Raw genomic sequence first — 18,186 nt, forward strand, 5'->3', positions numbered from 1 at the left:
CACCACGCACCCTCGGCGTCGCCGATCCGGATGCGCATCCGGAGCTGCGCCGGGCGTTGGCCGATCACCTCCGGCGGACGCGGGGCCTCGCCTGCGGCCCGGACGAGATCGTCGTGCTGCCGGGCGTCGCCGCCGCGATCCGGGTGCTCGCGATCGCCGCGACGCTGCGGGACCGCGACGTCGCGTTCGAGGACCCGGGGTACGGCCGTGCGCGACGGGCGCTCGTCGGCGAGGGCGCCCGGCCGCGGCCGATCCCGGTGGGGGAGGACGGTCTGGATCCCGACCTGGTGCGGGAGACCGACGCCGCGGTGTACTGCACACCCGCTCATCAGTATCCGATGGGGGCGCGCATGCCGGTGTCCCGTCGGGCACGGCTCGTCGCCCGTGCCGCCGAGACCGGGACTGTCGTCGTCGAGGACGACTACGACGGCGAGTTCCGATACGACGTGTCCGCACTCCCGGCGCTGCGCAGCATCGACGGCGGGCGCGAGTGCGTCGCCTACGTGGGGACCGCCTCGAAGATCCTGTCGCCGGATCTGCGGCTCGCGTGGCTGATACCGCCGGTCCCGCTGCGTTCGCGGATCGCGGCAGCCGTGACCGAGAGCGGGGAGGTGGCGTGTTCGGTCACCGCGTCCGCGCTGGCCCGGCTGATCGAGTCGGGGGCACTGTCGCGGCATCTGGCGCGTGCGTCCCGCACGTACCGCGCCCGGCGGTCCGCGTTCGTCGGTGCGCTACGCGATCTCGAGCGGTTCGGCGTGTCGGTGACCGGTATCGAAGCGGGTTTGCATGTGGTGCTGCGTTTTCCGGAGGACGTCGACGACGTGGCGGTCGCCGCCGCAGCACGACGGCTCGGGGTGGAGAGCGCGCCGCTCAGCACGTACAGCGCGGCCCCCGGCGGTCCGCGCGGACTCGTGTGCGGGTACGCGCGGTTGCCGGAATCCCGGGCGGTGGACGCGGCCGACGCGATCGGGGCGGCCCTGCGCGGTGTGTCCTTCGGGCTGTCCTAGCCGCCCAAAGGACGCACCGGCGGCGGAGCCGCCTACGTGTTGCAGCCGCGGGCGGCGACGGGCCACCGGTCGACGACCGTGTCCCCGGCGACGACGATCAGGTCGTCGGCGAGATTGACCGTGGTGCACACGTGATTGGGGATCACCCGGACCCGGGTGCCGAGCGCGGGGCGATCGGCGGCGTCCGGCCACTGCACGGTGGCGTGGTGCTCGGACAGCGCGACGATCCGCGCGTCCGGTGCGCCCAGGATGCGGCCGTAGCCCGTCGCCCAGGCGGCGCGATCGGCGCCGAGCACCTTGCTGCCGGCGTCGAGCACCACCGTGTCGTCACGCGCCGACACCACCGTCGACAGCGCCGTCAGCGCGATCGCGTCCGCACCGGCCGTGCCCAGCTCGAGCTGCTGCGCGTCGCCGAAGACGTACACGCCCGGCCGCAGCTCGGTGGCAGCCGGCACGTCGAGGTGCGCGGTGGGGGTCGAGCCGCCGCTGACCACGCTCGCGTCGTGTCCGGTGGCCGCCACCGCCGCCACCGCCCGGCTCAGTGCCGTCGCCTCGTCCGCCGCCGCGACGGCCGGCCGACCGGGCCCGTAGGAGTGCCCCGGGAACGTGAACACGCCGCGCACCTCGAGCCCGACCGAGGCGGCCGCGACGGCGACCGACCCGGCCCGCTCCGGGGCGACCCCGGTGCGGTGGTGACCGCTGTCGACCTCGACGAGCACGTGCAGGCCCGGTCGGGCGTGCTCGGCGAGTGCCCGCGCGCCCTCGGCCGAGTCCACCCCGACGGTCAGGCGGACCTCCGCGGCGAGCGCACGCAGCCGGGCCCCGCGCGCGGCGTCCGTCCACAGGGGATACGCGATGAACAGGTCGCGGAAACCGGCATCGGCAAAGACCTCGGCCTCGGAGACCGTCGCGACGGTCAGCCCGACGGCGCCGGCGGCGATCTGGCGACGGGCGATCTCGACGCACTTGTGCGTCTTGGCATGCGGGCGCAGGGCCACGCCACGAATGCGCGCCGCGTCGGCCATCCGCGCGATGTTTCGGTCGAGGACGTCACGGTCGACGAGCAGAGCGGGGGTGGCGGGGACGGCCGGGAACGCGGGCATGGCCGCACTCTATTCGTGGCCCCGACCGGTCCGGCGCCTGCCCGGCGAGTTACCGAAAATAGAGAGCGGTCGTCCTCTTTCTCGCTATGCTCGGTGCATCGACGTGAGGGAGGTCACATGGACACGACACCGGCGCCCGCCGAGTTCGACCTGGTTGTCCGCGGAGGTCTGTGGTTCGACGGCACCGGCGCACCCGGCGTCGTCCGCGACCTCGGTATCCGGGACGGCGTGGTGGCGGCGGCGAGCGCCGAACCGCTGCCCATCGGGCCGGACACCGAGGTGATCGAGGCGGAAGGCCGGTGGGTGATGCCCGGCTTCGTGGACCCCCACACCCACTACGACGCCGAGGTGCTCGTCTCGCCCGGCCTGCCCGAGTCGGTGCGGCACGGCGTCACCACCGTCCTCATGGGCAACTGCTCGCTCTCGACGGTGTTCGTGCCGCCGCTCGACGCCGCGGACCTGTTCAGCCGGGTCGAGGCGCTGCCCCGCGAACACGTGCTCGCCGCGCTCGAGCAGGGCAGGACCTGGTCGTCGCCCCGGGAATACGTCGCCGCGCTCGACGCCCTGCCGCTCGGCCCGAACGTCGCCGCGTTCATCGGGCATTCCGACGTCCGGGCCGCCGTCCTGGGGCTCGGCCGCTCCACCGATCCCGCCAGCGCTCCGAGCCGTGCCGAACTCGCCGCGATCGAGGCCGGGATCGAGGACGCCCTCGACGCCGGATTCCTCGGCGTGTCCACCATGACGAATCCCTGGGACAAGCTCGACGGCGATCGCTACCGCTCCCGCACGCTGCCCTCGACCCACGCCTCGTGGTCCGAGTTCCGCCGGATACACCGCATCCTGCGCCGCCGCGGCCGCGTCCTGCAGGCCGTGCCGAACCTCAACACCAAGTACGACGTGGCATTCTTCGCCCTCGCCACCACCGGCCTGGGCCGCAAGCCGATGAAGGCCGCCGTGCTCGCCGCCGCCGACACCAAGGCCGAACGCTGGGTGCACCGCATCTTCGCTCCGATCGCCTTCGCCGCCAACCGGATCGGCCGCGGCGCCTTCCGCTGGCAGCACCTGCCCACCACGTTCGAGGTGTACTCCGACGGGATCGACCTCGTGGTGTTCGAGGAGTTCGGCTCGGGGCGGGCCGCCCTGCACCTGAAGGAGGAGGTCGCCCGCAACGAGCTGCTGCGCGACGAGGCGTACCGCCGCTGGTTCCGGCAGGACTTCGACAAGAAGTTCTCGCCGCGCGTGTGGCACCGCGACTTCGACGACACCACCATCGTGGAGTGCCCCGACGCGTCGCTCGTCGGCCGCTCCATCGGCGACGTGGCGCGCGAACGCGGTGTGCACCCGGTGGACACCTTCCTGGACCTCGTCGTCGAACACGGACGGAAGTTCCGCTGGCACACGGTGATCGCGAACGATCGGCCGGAGGTGGCCAACCGGCTCCTGCGGCAGCCCGGCGTGACCGTCGGCTTCTCCGACGCCGGCGCGCACCTGCGCAACATGGCGTTCTACAACTACGGCATCTGCATGCTGCGCCGCATCCACGAGTACGCCGGGCGCGGAAAGCCCGTCATGCCGCTGGAATCGGCGATCCACAAGCTCACCGGTGAACTCGGCGACTTCTACGGCATCGACGCCGGGCACCTGCGCATCGGCGACCGCGCCGACCTCGTGGTGGTCGACCCGGCCGGTCTGAACGAGGACACCGACGCCTACCACGAGGCGCCCATGCCCGAGTTCGGCGGACTGAGCCGCATGGTCAACCGCAACGACGCCGCCGTCACCGCGACCGCGGTGGCCGGGCGCGTGGTGTTCCGTGCGGGCGAGTTCGTGCCCGGCTACGGCGCCACCGTCGGCACCGGGCGCTTCCTGCGCGCGGGCGTCGACGCGCGTGGACCCGTGCCGGCGCGGAGCGGCACCCGATGACGGAAGCGCCGGAGCGAGAACGACACCCGGTCGCGGGGCGGCGCACCCAGCAGCAGCGCCGCACGGCCACGATCGAGCGGATCCTCGACGCGACCGTCGAGGCCCTCGGTGAACTCGGCTACACCGCCACCACCATCGGGGAGGTGTGCCGCCGCTCCGGGGTGTCCTCCGGTGGGGTGTTCCGGCACTTCCCGGCCCGGCTCGATCTGATGGTCGCCGCCGCCGACGCCGTCCGCGAGCGGCAGTTCGCGAACTTCCGGCTCGGGCTCGCACAACTCGGTGGGCCCGGCGACAGCCCCGAGTCGGTCCGCGAGTGCCTGCGGCTGCTGCGGGCCGCGTGCCGCGCCCCGATCAACGCCGCCTGGTACGAACTGCTCGGCGCGGCGCGCACCGATCCCGCGCTGCGCGCCCGTCTCGCTCCGATGGCGCAGCGGTACCACGCCCAGATCGCCGAGTTCGGCCGCACCCTGCCGATCGCCTCCCGGTTCGAACCGGCGGAATTCGACACGCTGCTGTTCACGATCGTGCACCTGCTGGACGGGGAGGCCGTCGCCGCGGTGGTCCACCCGCAGCCCGAGCAGGAGGAGCCGCGTCTCGCTCTGGTGGCCCAGCTGGTGACCGGAAGGTGAGAGCGAAGTAGGTTCGGGTAATGAGCATCGACAACGAATCGGCGCCGAAGTGGTTCGTCGAGGCACTTGCCGCGCCGGTGGAGACCGGCAACGTCGAGGTCGCCGGCGTCTCGATCGCCTACCGCGCGTGGGGTGAGGAGGGCCGTCCCGGCATCGTGCTGGTGCACGGCGGGATGGCGCACTCGCGCTGGTGGGATCACGTCGCACCCCAGCTCGCCGAGGGCCGGCGCGTCGTCGCGCTGGACATGAGCGGGCACGGGGACAGCGGCCACCGCGACGGCTACTCCCTCGAGCTGTGGGCCGCGGAGGTGCTCGCGGTGGCGCAGGCCGGCGGGATCGCCGGGCCCCCGGTGCTGGTCGGCCACAGCATGGGCGGGATCGTCTCCTTCGCGGCCTCCCATCTGTACGGCGACCGGCTGGACGGGGTGGTGATCCTCGACTCCCCGATCCGGGACCTGACGCCCGAGGAGATCGAGATGCGGGCGCAGGCCGCGCGGGAGCGCAGTGGCACGAAGGTGTATCCGACGGCGGAGGAGGCGATGGCGCGGTTCCGGCTGGTCCCGCCCCAGGAGACCGCCGAGCCGTACGTGCTCGAGCACATCGCGCGGCAGTCCATGCGGCAGGTGCCCGGGGGGTGGAGCTGGAAGTTCGACGCCCTGCGGATGACCAAGGACCGGCGCACCAGCCTCGAGAGCTTCGAGGCGAAGTGCCGCATCGCCTACTTCCGCTCGGAGAACGGCATCGTCGGTCCCGACCTGCTGGCCCGGATGCGGCCCCAGTTCGGTCCGGACGCGCTGGTGACGGATCTGCCGGTCGCGGGACATCACCCGGTCATCGACCAGCCGCTGGCGGTGGTCACCGCCGTGCGCACGGTCCTGGCGGCCTGGTCGCCGGCGTGAATCCGATCCGGCCGGTGGCGGTGAAACTGGGGAGCCAGCCGTGGCTGCCGCGGTTCGGCAAGCAGATCGTCACCGTCGACCACACCATCCAGCGGGTCACGTTCGGCCGCGTCACTCTGCTCACCCTGGCCGGCCTGCCGGAGCTCGTCCTCACGGTCCGCGGCCGCAAGAGCGGGGTCGAGCGGAGCACGCCGCTGCTGGGCGTTCCGCACGACGACGCCTGGCTCGTCGCCGGCTCGAACTGGGGGATGCCGGAGCTGCCCGGCTGGGCCCGCAATCTCGACGCCGCCGACGAGGCCCGGGTCACCTACCGCGGCCGCGAGACCGTGGTGGTACCGCGACGCTCGGAGGGCAGCGAGCGGGCGATCCACTGGGAGGTGCTGGTGGAGGTGTGGCCCAACTACGAGGTGTACGCCCGGCGCACCGAGCGGGAGATCCCGATCTACGTCCTCGCGCCGGACGAGGACTGACAGGGCTCGCCGAATCGGTCAGGGTCGGCATCGGCCCTCCGACGAGCCCTGCGTGCGGTATCTGCCCGCGTTGCTAGTCTCGAACCGTGCGGGAGGCTTCGGAGTTCCACGTGCGGGCGCCCGGACCGGCCGACGCCGATGCGATCGCTCGGGTGCTGATCGTCACCTGGCGCGCCACGTACGGGCACCTTCTCCCGAGCTCCTTCTTCGACGACGACGCGCTCGAACAGCGGAAGGCCATGTGGCGCTCCATGCTGAACGGGCCGCGGCGGCCGCCGCGACTGCGCGTTGCAGAGGCTCACGGGGAGATTGTCGGGTTCGCTTCTGCAGGCATACCGATAGACGACGAGGACCCCGTCCGAGATCTTCAGCTCTACACCCTCTATCTCCTGCCCGAACACCACGGGAGTGGTGCGGGGCAGGAACTTCTGGACGCGGTTCTGGCCGGGGACCGTGCGCAACTCTGGGTCGCCGAGGACAATCCCCGCGCGCACAGCTTCTATCGCCGCAACGGCTTCCTGCCCGACTGAGCGGAGAAGAACTACCCGGGCACGGCTCTCGTCGAAGTCAGACTCGTCCGATAACCGGCCCTCTGTGACAACCACCGCGAGCGACGGGTATCCCTGTCTGCAGCGCCGGGGCCGGGCGGAACCGCAGTCGGGGCCCGGCGGGGGCTGCTTCCCCGGACCGGTCGCCGCGCCCACTCGGAACACCCGGGAGCAAGGTCAGCGTGTCTCCGGTTCGTCGGCGTAGTAGTCGCTCTCCAAGACCACGGGCGCGACCGTTGCCGGCGTCGTGTCGCCCGCGCGCCGTCGTGCGGAGAACATCGCTCCGCGGGCCGGCACGCGTGGGGCAACCCGCGCGAGACCGGTCGGCTCGGCCATGTCGTCGTAGATCGCCTCGACGCCGCCGCGCATGAAGTAGGTCTCGTGCCAGAACCCGGTGCCGCCGGAGTCGCGCAGGAACGTGCGCCACCAGAGCCGATGCGGGTCGGAGCGGGTCCAGCGTTCCAGACTGTCCAGGTCGCGCCAGTATTGCCGCATCCCGGCGTGGGGCGGAAGCAGGGACCAGATGAAGTCCTCGTGCAGCAGCAGCCCGTCGGGCTTGTCCTTCCACGATCGGTTGATCTGCGGTCCGAGCCCCAGCATCCGCAGCAAGCCGCGAGGACGATTCACGCGCATTCCGAGGTAGACGACGACCAGGTCCGGGTAGCCGGACAGGTCGATGGTCGAACGGTCGACACGCATGACACGGTCCTTCGTCGGCAGGTGGCCGTCGGCCTTCGTTTCGAGCAGACCCTTGAGGTTCTCCAGGTTCACGGCAAATTCCCGTCGGAGGCCGGCAGCAACCAGCGGGTCACCGAGCTTGAAGAGGCCCCTCTGCTCCATCCGCATGCGGCACGTCACCCGGGTCCCGTCGGCCGTCGTGTCGGTCAGATACGCCGCCTCGAAACTGCTCGGTCCCGAAGCCCCGGTGAAGGTGATCTTCGTGTTCGGCTCGTAGTGGACGTACTCGTTGGTCAGCTCGAGCTTGCGTCCCATGAATCTACGGACAGCGACATGCCTGGTACCTACTCCCGGCGGTCCGGCGGTGATCCGGCGTACTTCCAGCAATCCGTCTTGCCATCGGGGAGCGTTGGTCTGGTCCGCGACAAAGGTGAATACTTCGCCGATCGGGCGCGCGATGACAATGCTGTCCTCGACTTCGATCATGGCGGCCTCCCATCCGGCCTCGCACCGCCGCGCCCCCACCGGGTGTGAGTGATGGTGACCGGTCTCCGGTCCCTGAATCTACGTCTTCGGACACGGCATTCATGTCTTCGGACACGGTTTCGGTGCGTAGACCGCTCCCCTTGCCCGAGCACATATTCGATCTTCGAATGACGGCCGGTCGCTGCGGCAACCGGCGCAACCGGCCGGGGTCGTCCTTCTCGAAAGTTGATCAGCTCACGCCATCTCGGGGACGTGCAGGTGCGCGATGGCGAGCTCGAACTCGCAGGTATCGAGCACCTCGGCGCCCGCCGCGCGAGCCACTTCGGCCCGGATGCTGTCGACGCGTTCTCTGCTGCGTTCCATCGCCTCGGCGCTGTCGAACGTCAGCGACGACACCCCGCGACCCGCGGCGCGGTCGAGCATCAGGCTGGCGCTGCAGAAGCCCTCGAGTTCCTCCATCTGGGGCAATGCGGCCATCTTCCACATGTCCACGCCGCGGTCCATGTGGGCGGGTTCGGTCTTGATCCAGGTGACGCGGCACCAGGCCCCGCGCTCGGAATGGTGGTCGCGATGCATGACAGCGATCTCCCACCGCGAGACCTCCGTGGTGCCGTGGAAGATCTCGGCGGCGGCGTCACGCAGCGTCCGCACCGGGCCCTCGCTGGCGCGTAGCGATTCCTCGTCCCGCCACGAACTGGTCGCGATGCACCGGCCCGAGCCGCGATCGATCAGCAGGGACATTCCGAGGCAGCCCTCGATGTCCGCCAGCGCGGGCATCACGGTGTCGCGTACGTGCTTGATCCCGGCGTCGATGTACGACGGATGCGCGTGAATTGTGGTGGAGCGTGCGAACATGATCGGCACCCTTCTCCTCAGGGCGGCGCCGACGCGGCGTCGCCGGTCATTCCCCCGTGCTTCACCCTGCTCCCTCAATCCGCCGGAGGCAATGGGCGGTGGCCGATTCTCTCGGCGCCCAGGAGCCGCCGCAGTCGTCGCGGGCTCGCGGGGTCTCGTGTTTTCCGAGGTGCATGCCCTCGGTGTCCACAGCAGAACGCTGCGCCGGTGTTGTGTCACCACGCCGTCGGGTGCGTCTGCGCGTTGTCCGACGGGTACGGGAGGCGCCCGTTCCATGGGTCGATGCAACGATCGGAAGGCGTTGCAAACCCGAGACGTCTCCAAGGTGCCGGAGAGCGGGTCTCCAGCAGGAGCAGAGCGGTCGTCACTACCGCTGTGGTGGGACACCCGTCCGGGTCCGGGTCCGGACGGGTCGCCGGGGGACGGGCGGTCAGCCGGCGGGCAGGTCGCGCACGTACCGGCCGGGAGCGGCGTCGAGCGCGCGATGCTGCGCACTGCCGGGTGCGTCCGGCGCGGCGGTTTCCTCCCCGCCGCGGGCGAGCACCCAGTCGGCCCAGGCCTGCCACCAGCTGCCCTGCTGCCGCTCGGCGTTCTCGAGCCAGGCATCCGGGTCCGGGCCGGGTGTGCCCCCGGTCCAGTAGTGTGCCTTCGGATTGCCCGGCGGGTTGACCAGGCTGGCGATGTGCCCGGAGAAGCTGAGCGCGAATTCTGTTTCTCCACCGAGCAATTGGGTGGTGCGGTAGCAGTTGCGCCATGCGGTCAGATGGTCGGCGATGGCGCCCGAGACGAACGTGGGCACGGTGATCGACTTCAGGTCGACGGGCGTGCCCAGCACGGCGAGCCGGCCGGGCTCGACGAGCACGTTGTCACGGAAGATGTCGAGGAACTGACCGTGCAAGGCGCCGGGCAGGTTGGTGCCGTCGTCGTTCCAGGCGAGGATGTCGAAGGCCGGTGGGGTGCGACCCATGAGGTAGTTGTTGACGACGTAGTTGAACACCAGGTCGTTCGGGCGCATCCAGGTGAACGCGGACCCCATGTCGCGGGCGCTGATGATGCCCTTGCGGCGGGACCGGCCCTTGGCGAACCGGATCAGGCCGGGCCGGGCGAACGCGCCGAGCAGTGCCGGATCGCCGAAGTCCAGCATCGTCACCGCATAGGCCATGCTGTGCACTCGGGTGTCGCCCTGCGCGGCAAGGTGATTGAGCACCGTGGTGGCGATGATCCCGCCGGCGCAGAAACCGATCAGGTTCACGTCGTCGCTGCCGGTGATCTCCCGCACCTCGTCGATCGCCCGGATCACCCGGCCCGCGTACGTGTCGAAGTCCCAGTCGCCCTGCTCGGCGGTGGGATTGCGCCACGACAGCAGGAAGGTCTGCAGGCCCCGGCCCACGCTGTACTCGACGAAGCTGCGTCCCGGCCGCAGGTCCAGGAAGTAGTACCGGCCGATCGGCGGGGGCACCACGAGCACCGGCCGGCGGCGGACCGTCTCCGTGGTCGGGGTGTACTGCAGCACCTCGGCGACCTCGTCGCGGGAGATCACCGCACCCGGGGTCACCGCAAGGTCCTTCCCGACGGTGAAGGCGCCGCGCTGGACCATCGACGGCATGCCCCGGTTCTCGATCAGATCGGAGACGAAGTGCTTGGTGCCGCGTGCGAGGCTGAGTCCGGCGGTGTCGAACGCCTCCTTCAGCGCCGCGGGGTTGGTCCACAGGTAGTTCGTCGGGGCCAGGGCCGCGGTGAGGATGTCGGCGGCGAACCTGGCCTCGGCCGTGCGTCGCGGGCCGATCGCGCGACCGACCTCGTCGACGACTCCGTCGACGGCCTCGGTTGCCGCCAGGTAGGTCTGCCCGAGCCGGCGGTAGGCGGGGTTCGCACTCCACGCCGAGTCGGCGAACCGGCGGTCTCCCTTCGCCGGAGCCACCGTCGACCGGCCGACGGCGATCTTCGCCAGTTCCCTGCCGAACGACACGCCGTGCCGGGCCACCGCCCGGCCGTGACCGAACACGTCGGCCAGGGCGCCGACGGCCGGCCCGAGCCTCGGTGGCGCGACGTCCTCGCCACCCCCGATCGACTCCTCGACGCTCTCACCGATCACGGTTCGTGCCTGGGCCATCATGCGCCTCCCTTCGACTCCTGGATTGTCTCACCGAATTGATGCTGTGACGTCCAACAGTATCGAATTACATTAGGCGGTAAGACATTCAGGCGGTATGTATCCATCTCGGCATGACGCGGCCGCTCGGGGGCCGGCGCCGGCGAACCGGGACGAGCGTCCAGTTCCACGCCCGCGAGCCGGAGGTGACGGTCGAGACCGCCGCGGACGAGTTCGCTCGGGTGGCGGACACCGCGCCCCCTGAGGCCCTGAGGCCGCAGCCCAGGCTCGTCGGCTCGACCAGGTCCCGGAGATGGTCGCCGACGCCGTGCATCTGCATCGAGGATGCTCCGTCGAGGAGATCGAGGTGGTGCTCGATCACGACCCGAGGCTACCGCCGTCCCGCCGCTGTCCTGACAGCCGAGTCCGGCAGCCCCGTTTCGGCCCAGCCGTGGCTTTCGGCGAGGATCCGCTCCGTGAGGCGCCCGGCTCGGGTCTCGAGCAGATTCCTCGGAAACGCGGGCGAAGCCCTACCGCCGGGGGCACACTCGAGACAGGACTTCGTCTTCCCCGGTCCGGACCGGGGAAGAGGGTTGAGGGCAGGCCGTCGTCCGTGAGGAGCAGCACCCTGTTCGGGTCCGACCACACCGTCAACTACGCCACGTGCTTGTGAGCCCGCGGGAGGAGCCGGGACGCGCGTCGCCCTACTCGTGGCGGCGCGATCGCTCGGGTTCCGCCATCTCACGGCCCGGACCACCCCAGTTGCGGCGCAGAAGACTCCGTGCCCAGTGATCGGCGCAATGCTGTCCGGCCTTGCGTCGGAGATTCGGCGGCCGTATCGAGAGATGCGACGTCGAGAAATGACCACGGCATGCCCGGCCTGACCTGACCGCAGAAGGGGAACCGGTTCGTGTACCGACCGACGTTGCGTCGCCGCCGCCCGCGGTGCCGTGCCCGACCGGCGCCTTCTCCACGGCCCGGTCCGTTGACCGCGAACGATCTCGTCCTGCGAGGCACCACTGCCGCCGATCTCGACGCCACAGCGCAACTGCACATCGAGCAGCTGCCTGTCGGGTTCTTCCCCGCTCGGGGGCCGCGTTTCATGCGTCGCTGGCACAGGACATTCCTCGACTCACCGCATGCAGTGGCGTTCGTCGCGGAGCGTCGGTGCGACTCCGGCGAGGACGTGTGCGCCTTCCTGTTCGGATCGACCGACGAATCGGCACACATGCGGGCGGTGCTGGCCGACCGCCGCTGCATGCTGGCCCTGGCCTCGACCGCAGCCTTGTCGCTGCTGCATCACCCACCACTGGCGGTGCGGTTCCTGCGCACACGGGCGGGGCCGTGGACCCGACGCCTTCTTCGCACGATCACCTCACGGCCTGCCGCGCACTCGGCCCAGATCGATCCCGTGCCGGTAGCTCTGCTGGCCGCGGTCGCCGTCCGGCCGCCGCTGCGGGGTAGCGGCGTCGGTGCGTGCCTGGTCGAGCTGTTTCTCACCCGTGCGCACGAGCGGGGCGCTGCAACAGCCGAGCTGCTCACCAGCGCCGGCCCGGACGGCGCCGGCGCGTTCTACGAACACCTGGGATGGAGCCCGGTGCGAGAACACCTCACCCGCGACGGCGTCGCCGTACGCAGCTATCGCCACCCCGTCGTGCCTCCGGCCCGCCCCGACAGTTTCTGCGACCGGTGCGGGACAGATCCCTGATGAATCTGACCCGGCGTCAGCTGTTGACGTTGCTGACCGCGGGCTCGGCCGCCGCAGTGGCATCGTGCGCCGTCGAGTCGACCCCGTCCGAACCTGCGCACCCGGCAACCACGCCGACACCGCAGCAACCTCACCCTGGTCCCGGAGCCGGCCCACTTCGTTCTCCGTTGTCCGCCGACGCGAGTCGCTGGCGGCCGGCCCCAGGCGAAGTGTCCCCGGAGATCAAGCGCACCGCGGCGGCGTTTCTGGAAACCGCCGGCAACTGGAGCGACGACGGGACGGCCGTCGACAACCTCGTCCGGGCCGGCGCGTCACCGGCGGCGGCAGCGACCGCGTCCGTCCTCCAACCGTCCACCGCCCGCGCTGGGGAACTGACCGTGGTCTATCCGCAGTACGGCGGGCTGGCCCGCGATACCGCGGCGGTGATCGCCTTGGTCGGTCAGAACCTGCGCACCGTCTCGGGGCCCTGGATCCGAGAACTCGTCGTGGACGTGCGGCTGGCCCGAGAACCCGGCGGCAACTGGACCGTCGAGCGACTCGTCCCACCGACCTCGCTGGGTTCGCCGCTGCCGTTGACCGACACGGCCGCAGCGGTGCTCGCCGACCCGAAGATCGTCCTGCCGGACCCCGCCCGGAGCGACGTCCGCACCGGCAGGATCGACACCCAGCTGCTGGCGATACTTCACGCACTGTCCCGGGAGTTCACCCTGACGATCCAGGTGATGCATACCGGCCACATCCAGACGGTGTTTCCGACCGCGCGGGTGTCCAACCACGCCGTCGGACGAGCCGTGGACATCCGCGAGATCGACGGTCGGCCGGTGGTCGCCCCGGCCGGTGACGATCGACCGCTTCGACTGATGCGGCGAGCCGCCGAGTTGGGGGCCACCGAGGTCGGTGGACCTGTCGACCTCAACGGAGTACGCAAGGGCTTCTTCTCCGACCGCGTCCACCACGATCACATCCACCTCGGTATCACCCCCGGCGACCCGCCGGCGCACCTGCGGTAGGTGCTCGTCCCTGCAGGAGCTGTACCAGGTCACCGCATCGGGCACCCACAACAGCGGCTCCTGCTTTGCCCGCAGATGGTGGTAGGTCGGACCGTCGTTCCATCGCCGAAGCACGCCAGGCGCGGACCCGGGTCGAAGCAGCCGCTCGCGCGCAGGAGCAGGCTGCGCGGGTGTCGGTGGTGCATCTGCGCCGCCCTGGGCTGTCGGTGCGGGATATCGCAGTGATCCTCGGTGTCAGTCCGCAACGGGATTCGCAGCTCGACCGTGAGGCAGTCCGAAAAGCGAGTCTCTCGTTCGTGTTCGTCGTATCGGACGGTGCGGCTGTCGCCAGCGGCAGGGAGGTGGTCGACCGGAAGGCCGAAACGATGCCGCGTCGGGGCCGGTGCGATTATCGTCGGCACTCGATGGACACCGGCTGGGACGAACACGCGGTGCGGGCGCTGCGTGCCGCTCTGCACACGAGTACCGACACGGTCCTCGAGCTGGTGCGGGGACGACCCGCCGATGCGGTCTTGCAGTTGATCGGAGACGCGCTCGTCGCGGCCGTCGACGATCGGCTGCCCGGAGCGCGGGAGGTGGCCACCCGGTGCGCCGCGGCGCTGCACGTGCGTGGCTGGACCGGAGACGCGGAGCTCGCCGACCAGCTCGAGGCCGCACTGGCCCGGGCCACTCCGATGCTCCGGCCACTGGCGGTCGATCTCGACGAGCTGTCCTCGCTGCTCGAAGGCGACGTCGTCTACGGCGGCGGCCGTCTCGACCTCGAGACCGGGCAGACGTGGCCGGCCATGGTCATCGACGAGATGTCCGACGACGACGCGGACGGCGACCCTGACCGCTGGTTGTTCGTCGAGTGCGTCGGATCGCGCCCCGGTTACCGCGACATGGAGGTGTTCCTCGACTCGGTGGCCGATCCCGCCCTGGCCGAGCAGCTGCGCATCGCGCTCGGTGGGCGAGGCGCTTTCCGCCGCTTCAAGGACGTGCTCTCGCAGTCGCCCAACGAGTTTTACCGGTATCGGCTGTTCTCGGACGAACGCAGAGCTGGTCGCGCCCGCGCATGGCTCACGGACCAGGGGTATCGGGTACGTCCCCGCCGTATCGGATAGGTCCTGGGCTTGCGGACCACGGACGGGCCCGGAGTCGAGTCCTTGACAGCGTGCTCGTCGGCGATCGGCGTTGTTTTGTCGCGAGCTGCCGGACGAGGCTCCCGGCCCGGCGCGCCGTCTCGCCGAGCAGTCGGGTGCACCGGCGCGGGCCGCCACCGCCGGGAATCGGGGTCCGCTGGGGCAGTGCGCTGCCGTGCCGAGGAGCCCGGTGCACCACCTCCGGATCCCGGACGAGGTGGCCACGACACTGTGGAGCTCATGCTGCTCGATACCGACTGCGAACGGGCCGTCTTCCGCGCGTACGTCCGCGGCATAACGACGCGCCACCCGACGATCGTCGAACGACGCGCCCCCTGGCGCGCCGACGTCGGACCGGGATGGACCCGGCCTGCCCGTCGCGCGGCTTCGGTATACGGCGACACCGGATAAAGTGTTTGACTGCAGAGCATTACAGCACTTTTCCTATCGTCCTTCTGGGGCCGGTTGAGCGTAACCCGGAAAACGTCCACCACCGTTCGTCCGGGCCGGCGGCCGAGCTCAACCACACCGGCACGCCCCCGCGCCGTCGGCGGCGTGCACGGGTAAGCGCTGTTCATCCGGAAGAGAACCGATTTGCGTTCCACCTCAACGGGTTTGGTGTATCGCTCGGATGTGGTCGGTCAGTGCACCTCACGGACGTTCACCGAGGCACGGACCGAATCGGGCATCGCCGGCTCGATCGGTGGCGTCGGGGACGCCCTCGACAACGCGATGAGGGAACCGACCGTAGGGCTCTACAAGGTCGAATTGATCCACCGGGCCGATTGTGGTCCGTGCGGACGCAAGCGGAGAAGTGGAGACGGAAACCGCGGAGTGGGTGCGCTGGTCAACGCGGACCGGCTGCATTCGTCGATCGGATACCTCTCGCCGATCGACTACGAGACACGCTCTCGCGAACCCCGTCCCACCGCCGCCTCAGGCCTCGAGGTGGCCTGAACGAGGTCTCCACTCGATCCAGGACGGTTCATCGTGCCGTCGGCAGCTACTTCTCACGGGCCTGAGTGCGACGGGCTACCTCAGGCGCCGGCGCTCGGCCCGCGGAGGTATCTGCCGAGGTAACTCTCGTCGAGGGCGAGTGCTTTGGTGATCGTCGCGGCACCCACGATCACCATCGACAGCGCGAACAGCCAGCTGATCGAGGTGAACACCACCCCCAGGGGACCGAACTTCGTCTCTGCTGTGGCTGTAAGCTTCGGCAGCACGATCCGACCTGCGGCACGGATCACCGTGAGGCCTGACGCGGTGAGCATCCCGGTGGCCCACAGCACGCGACCGGACAACGCGCCCCTGGTGAGCAGATACGGGCACACGGTCCACACGACCGCCCACACCGCCAGTTCGCCGAGGATCGCCAGCGACCTGCCGACGAAGTGCGGACCGGACACCTGGCGTATCACGCCGATCAGCGCAGCCGACGCAGCGACCAAGAGGAGGACCACCAGCCACCGCCAGGCATCGCGGGCGCTGATCGGCGGCACGTTCCAGATCTTTGCGTAGATCCGTGCCAGGGTCCGGGTGAATGATGTGCCGCTGATGGCGACCAGCAGCAATCCGAGGACACCGAATGCCGCGAAGGTCGGGTCGGTGGCGTCGTACTCGCTGGCCCAGGCCGACAGGTCGGTCGAGTCGATACCGAGTTGTTCCTCGATTGCGTGGGTGGCCAGATCCCAGTTGCTGAAGATCGAGGCGGCTATGATCAGCGGCAGTACCGAGGTGAAGATCTTGGCTGCGAGGCTCATCGATCGGTCGGCGAGCTCGATGTCGATGAGTCCGTCGATGACACGCCGGACCGTCCGTCCCGGTGGTGTTCCCTGCAACCAGCCGTTCGCGGATTCGGTACGCGCGGCGAGGGCTTCTCGGCCCAGGGCGACTGACAGTTTGGTTGGACGCACAGAGTCGACTCAACTCCACGATCAGGCGTTTGTCACCGCATCACCCGGCTCGGACTCCGGGATCCGAAACCGGGGTGGTGTGAGGGCGGTGTGCCACCTCCCGCGGTCGAATCGACGTCCACCCAGGGGCGATCTCGGGCGCCTGCATCCCCCGGACCGGCGACCCGGTCCCGCCGGGCGGCGACCCCGTCTCGTCGCGGCGGCAGTCTGCGACACCGGGCACGTCACCGACGGCGATCCCCTTGTTCCAGGCGTGACGCCGTGGGCCTGCGGGGCGGATAATGGCGGCGGGTGATCGGTGCTGGGCCGAGTCGAGGGCGGTCGGCATGCAGTGGCAGCAGCGTTGGGCGGTCGAGGGTGTACAGACCGGGGTTCTCATCGTGCGGTCTCTGGTCGCGGAGGCGCTCGAGGAGGTCCCCGCGGGAGTCGCACTGCGCGATGTTGCGCTGACCGACGATCTTCGGTGCCGCTACGAGCGTGCCCGCCGGTTGTTGGCCCGTGCGGTGGCCGAGGCGCGGGCGCTCGGTGTGGTGGTGGCCCCGGTAGCCGAACTCGACCCGGACCGGCTTTTTCGGACGCTGCGACCGGATGAGTCGGGGACGAATTAGAGCACCCGCCGGTCGGCCGGAGCCGACGGCGGCGCCCGTGCCGAGCCGGGCGGCGAGCAGCGCACCCGTGGGGACCACCGGCGCCGGAAGGACGCCGAGGGCTGGTCTTCCCTAGCGCATCCCGGTCACCGTGGAGCGGTGGTCCGTCGGTGGCATCCGGGCGGCCGGACTTCTGGAGTCCGACGGCGATGAGTTCGGCCGTGGTTTCAGTCTGTATCCACACCCGATCACCCGCTCTCGAGGAGAGCATCAGGACCGCTACCTCCACCTTCGACGTCTTTTCCAGCCCGGACGGCTACGGCTCCCACCGCGGCAACCGGGGCAAGCAGGGCCCCGCGCTGCTCGACCACCGCCTCGCCCTGTACGACGCGGAGCGGCGGATGGTCCTCGGAGCCACTACCTATCGGCAATTCGTGCGACTGCCGGCCTCGAGGACCGAGGAGTCCGGCGCGAACGACTCATGGGTCACCCGGATGAGGAGCATGCCGCACGGTGTGTCGACCATACTGGAAGGGGCCCTCGACGGGCCGAACGCGACCGTCGTGAGCGGTGACGCCGTCGACGTCGTCGCGCGGCTCGAGGAGGAGACGATCGGTGCCGTCTTCTGCCGTTGGTGGAGGCGATCGGCACGCCGCTGCCGTATCAGCTGTGAGAAACCGGATCTCGGGCTGAAAGGCCACACCGACGGCTGGTCGTCCTGTGGTGAAGCTTCCTCGGACCCACCTCTGCAACGTCAACTCGGCAGAGATGACTGCGCCTTACCCCCGCGTCCGCAGGTCGGCGCGCATCGTGGAGTGGAGCCGCTCGTAGGCGGCCTTCTCGGCGTCGCGCTCCCGGACGCGCCGGGGATTCTCGAGGTCTCCCGGCAGGCCGTTGCGCTCGAGCCGGCGCCGGCGGTTCTGCGCCATGTAGGCGGCGGAGAAGAACAGCGCGAGGGCGACGCCGAGCCCCATCGTCGACAGGCGCAGCCACACCGGGCCGGGCAGCAGCAGGAACGCGGCGTACAGCGGGAGGAACGGGACCTGGCTGCGGACCATGTGGCGGGCGACGGCGTGGTCGCCGATCAGGTCGTTGCGCACCCACTCGCGCATCGAGGCGGGCAGGGGGCGGCCGACGGCGTAGGCGAGCCACTGGAA

Annotated in this window: 17 protein-coding genes and 2 pseudogenes; 12 read left to right on the top strand and 7 right to left on the bottom strand. The window is 70.3% G+C overall.

The genetic code is table 11. The annotated features are described in order from the left end of the window. Positions 1 to 1,007: PLP-dependent aminotransferase family protein (locus CQZ88_RS23940; RefSeq protein WP_102800413.1), on the top strand; the 1,007-nt coding region annotated here is incomplete at its 5' end. Positions 1,008 to 1,039: 32 nt separating this feature from the next. On the opposite strand, the gene CQZ88_RS23945 is transcribed toward CQZ88_RS23940, so the two are convergent. Then, positions 1,040 to 2,110 carry an alanine racemase gene (locus CQZ88_RS23945; RefSeq protein ID WP_102800414.1) on the bottom strand — a complete coding sequence of 357 codons (1,071 nt, stop codon included), beginning with the start codon at positions 2,108 to 2,110 and terminating at the stop codon, positions 1,040 to 1,042. A gap of 117 nt (positions 2,111 to 2,227) precedes the next feature. Here CQZ88_RS23945 and CQZ88_RS23950 point away from each other — a divergent pair, with 117 nt between their 5' ends. The 5 genes from CQZ88_RS23950 to CQZ88_RS23970 all read left to right on the top strand — a co-directional run bounded on the left by CQZ88_RS23950 (position 2,228) and on the right by CQZ88_RS23970 (position 6,561). Next, positions 2,228 to 4,033: an amidohydrolase family protein gene (locus tag CQZ88_RS23950; protein ID WP_029546190.1), complete on the top strand. Its 1,806-nt coding sequence runs from the start codon at positions 2,228 to 2,230 to the stop codon at positions 4,031 to 4,033. Next, positions 4,030 to 4,662: a TetR/AcrR family transcriptional regulator gene (locus tag CQZ88_RS23955; RefSeq protein ID WP_102800415.1), complete on the top strand. Its 633-nt coding sequence runs from the start codon at positions 4,030 to 4,032 to the stop codon at positions 4,660 to 4,662. Before CQZ88_RS23950 ends, CQZ88_RS23955 begins: the two co-directional genes overlap by 4 nt. Positions 4,663 to 4,682: 20 nt before the next feature. After that, on the top strand, positions 4,683 to 5,561 hold the full coding sequence (locus CQZ88_RS23960; RefSeq protein ID WP_072636302.1) for an alpha/beta fold hydrolase: 879 nt from the start codon (positions 4,683 to 4,685) through the stop codon (positions 5,559 to 5,561). A gap of 14 nt (positions 5,562 to 5,575) precedes the next feature. Beyond that, positions 5,576 to 6,031 (top strand): nitroreductase/quinone reductase family protein, encoded by a 456-nt coding sequence (locus CQZ88_RS23965; protein WP_251549766.1) that lies wholly within the window; start codon positions 5,576 to 5,578, stop codon positions 6,029 to 6,031. Between the two features lie 86 nt (positions 6,032 to 6,117). Next, entirely contained in the window at positions 6,118 to 6,561 is a 444-nt protein-coding gene (locus CQZ88_RS23970) for a GNAT family N-acetyltransferase (RefSeq protein WP_251549764.1), read from the top strand. Between the two features lie 195 nt (positions 6,562 to 6,756). On the opposite strand, the gene CQZ88_RS32325 is transcribed toward CQZ88_RS23970, so the two are convergent. The 4 genes from CQZ88_RS32325 to CQZ88_RS23995 all read right to left on the bottom strand — a co-directional run bounded on the left by CQZ88_RS32325 (position 6,757) and on the right by CQZ88_RS23995 (position 11,072). Beyond that, positions 6,757 to 7,743: a monooxygenase family protein gene (locus CQZ88_RS32325; RefSeq protein ID WP_308410823.1), complete on the bottom strand. Its 987-nt coding sequence runs from the start codon at positions 7,741 to 7,743 to the stop codon at positions 6,757 to 6,759. 234 nt (positions 7,744 to 7,977) lie between these two features. Then, positions 7,978 to 8,607 carry an antibiotic biosynthesis monooxygenase gene (locus CQZ88_RS23985; RefSeq protein ID WP_102800416.1) on the bottom strand — a complete coding sequence of 210 codons (630 nt, stop codon included), beginning with the start codon at positions 8,605 to 8,607 and terminating at the stop codon, positions 7,978 to 7,980. 421 nt (positions 8,608 to 9,028) lie between these two features. Then, positions 9,029 to 10,714: an alpha/beta hydrolase gene (locus CQZ88_RS23990; protein WP_251549762.1), complete on the bottom strand. Its 1,686-nt coding sequence runs from the start codon at positions 10,712 to 10,714 to the stop codon at positions 9,029 to 9,031. An 85-nt stretch (positions 10,715 to 10,799) separates the two neighbouring features. Further along, positions 10,800 to 11,072 carry a hypothetical protein gene (locus CQZ88_RS23995; protein WP_102800417.1) on the bottom strand — a complete coding sequence of 91 codons (273 nt, stop codon included), beginning with the start codon at positions 11,070 to 11,072 and terminating at the stop codon, positions 10,800 to 10,802. Between the two features lie 603 nt (positions 11,073 to 11,675). Between CQZ88_RS23995 and CQZ88_RS24000 the strand changes: the two genes are divergently transcribed. The 4 genes and pseudogenes from CQZ88_RS24000 to CQZ88_RS31740 form a co-directional block, all read left to right on the top strand. Further along, positions 11,676 to 12,398 (top strand): N-acetyltransferase, encoded by a 723-nt coding sequence (locus tag CQZ88_RS24000; protein WP_102800418.1) that lies wholly within the window; start codon positions 11,676 to 11,678, stop codon positions 12,396 to 12,398. Between the two features lie 209 nt (positions 12,399 to 12,607). Beyond that, on the top strand, positions 12,608 to 13,408 hold the full coding sequence (locus tag CQZ88_RS24005) for an extensin family protein (RefSeq protein ID WP_235194122.1): 801 nt from the start codon (positions 12,608 to 12,610) through the stop codon (positions 13,406 to 13,408). 404 nt (positions 13,409 to 13,812) lie between these two features. Beyond that, entirely contained in the window at positions 13,813 to 14,511 is a 699-nt protein-coding gene (locus tag CQZ88_RS24010; protein WP_146034367.1) for a UPF0158 family protein, read from the top strand. Positions 14,512 to 15,096: 585 nt separating this feature from the next. Beyond that, positions 15,097 to 15,486 (top strand): annotated as a pseudogene (locus CQZ88_RS31740) (integrase core domain-containing protein); the annotation flags it as partial. A gap of 80 nt (positions 15,487 to 15,566) precedes the next feature. Here the strand turns inward: CQZ88_RS31740 and CQZ88_RS24025 are convergent. Further along, entirely contained in the window at positions 15,567 to 16,442 is an 876-nt protein-coding gene (locus CQZ88_RS24025) for a hypothetical protein (protein WP_102800421.1), read from the bottom strand. Positions 16,443 to 16,768: 326 nt separating this feature from the next. Between CQZ88_RS24025 and CQZ88_RS24030 the strand changes: the two genes are divergently transcribed. Continuing rightward, positions 16,769 to 17,050 (top strand): hypothetical protein, encoded by a 282-nt coding sequence (locus CQZ88_RS24030; protein ID WP_146034368.1) that lies wholly within the window; start codon positions 16,769 to 16,771, stop codon positions 17,048 to 17,050. A 188-nt stretch (positions 17,051 to 17,238) separates the two neighbouring features. Then, a pseudogene (locus tag CQZ88_RS31745) lies at positions 17,239 to 17,640 on the top strand (deaminase); the annotation flags it as partial. 168 nt (positions 17,641 to 17,808) lie between these two features. On the opposite strand, the gene CQZ88_RS24040 reads toward CQZ88_RS31745, so the two are convergent. Next, positions 17,809 to 18,186 (bottom strand): DUF5313 family protein (locus tag CQZ88_RS24040; RefSeq protein WP_102800429.1); only part of this gene is annotated, 378 nt, incomplete at its 5' end.

The sequence above is a fragment of the Rhodococcus sp. ENV425 genome (assembly GCF_002887785.1).
Taxonomy (GTDB): Bacteria; Actinomycetota; Actinomycetes; order Mycobacteriales; family Mycobacteriaceae; genus Rhodococcus; species Rhodococcus aetherivorans.

Excerpts from the sequence above, each read along its gene's own strand:
- CQZ88_RS23955 (WP_102800415.1), top strand. The coding sequence starts at position 4,030 with ATGACGGAAGCGCCGGAGCGAGAACGACACCCGGTCGCGGGGCGGCGC.
- CQZ88_RS23945 (WP_102800414.1), bottom strand. The coding sequence starts at position 2,110 with ATGCCCGCGTTCCCGGCCGTCCCCGCCACCCCCGCTCTGCTCGTCGAC.
- CQZ88_RS24030 (WP_146034368.1), top strand. The coding sequence starts at position 16,769 with ATGCAGTGGCAGCAGCGTTGGGCGGTCGAGGGTGTACAGACCGGGGTT.
- CQZ88_RS23950 (WP_029546190.1), top strand. The coding sequence starts at position 2,228 with ATGGACACGACACCGGCGCCCGCCGAGTTCGACCTGGTTGTCCGCGGA.
- CQZ88_RS24010 (WP_146034367.1), top strand. The coding sequence starts at position 13,813 with ATGGACACCGGCTGGGACGAACACGCGGTGCGGGCGCTGCGTGCCGCT.
- CQZ88_RS32325 (WP_308410823.1), bottom strand. The coding sequence starts at position 7,743 with ATGATCGAAGTCGAGGACAGCATTGTCATCGCGCGCCCGATCGGCGAA.
- CQZ88_RS23960 (WP_072636302.1), top strand. The coding sequence starts at position 4,683 with ATGAGCATCGACAACGAATCGGCGCCGAAGTGGTTCGTCGAGGCACTT.
- CQZ88_RS23990 (WP_251549762.1), bottom strand. The coding sequence starts at position 10,714 with ATGATGGCCCAGGCACGAACCGTGATCGGTGAGAGCGTCGAGGAGTCG.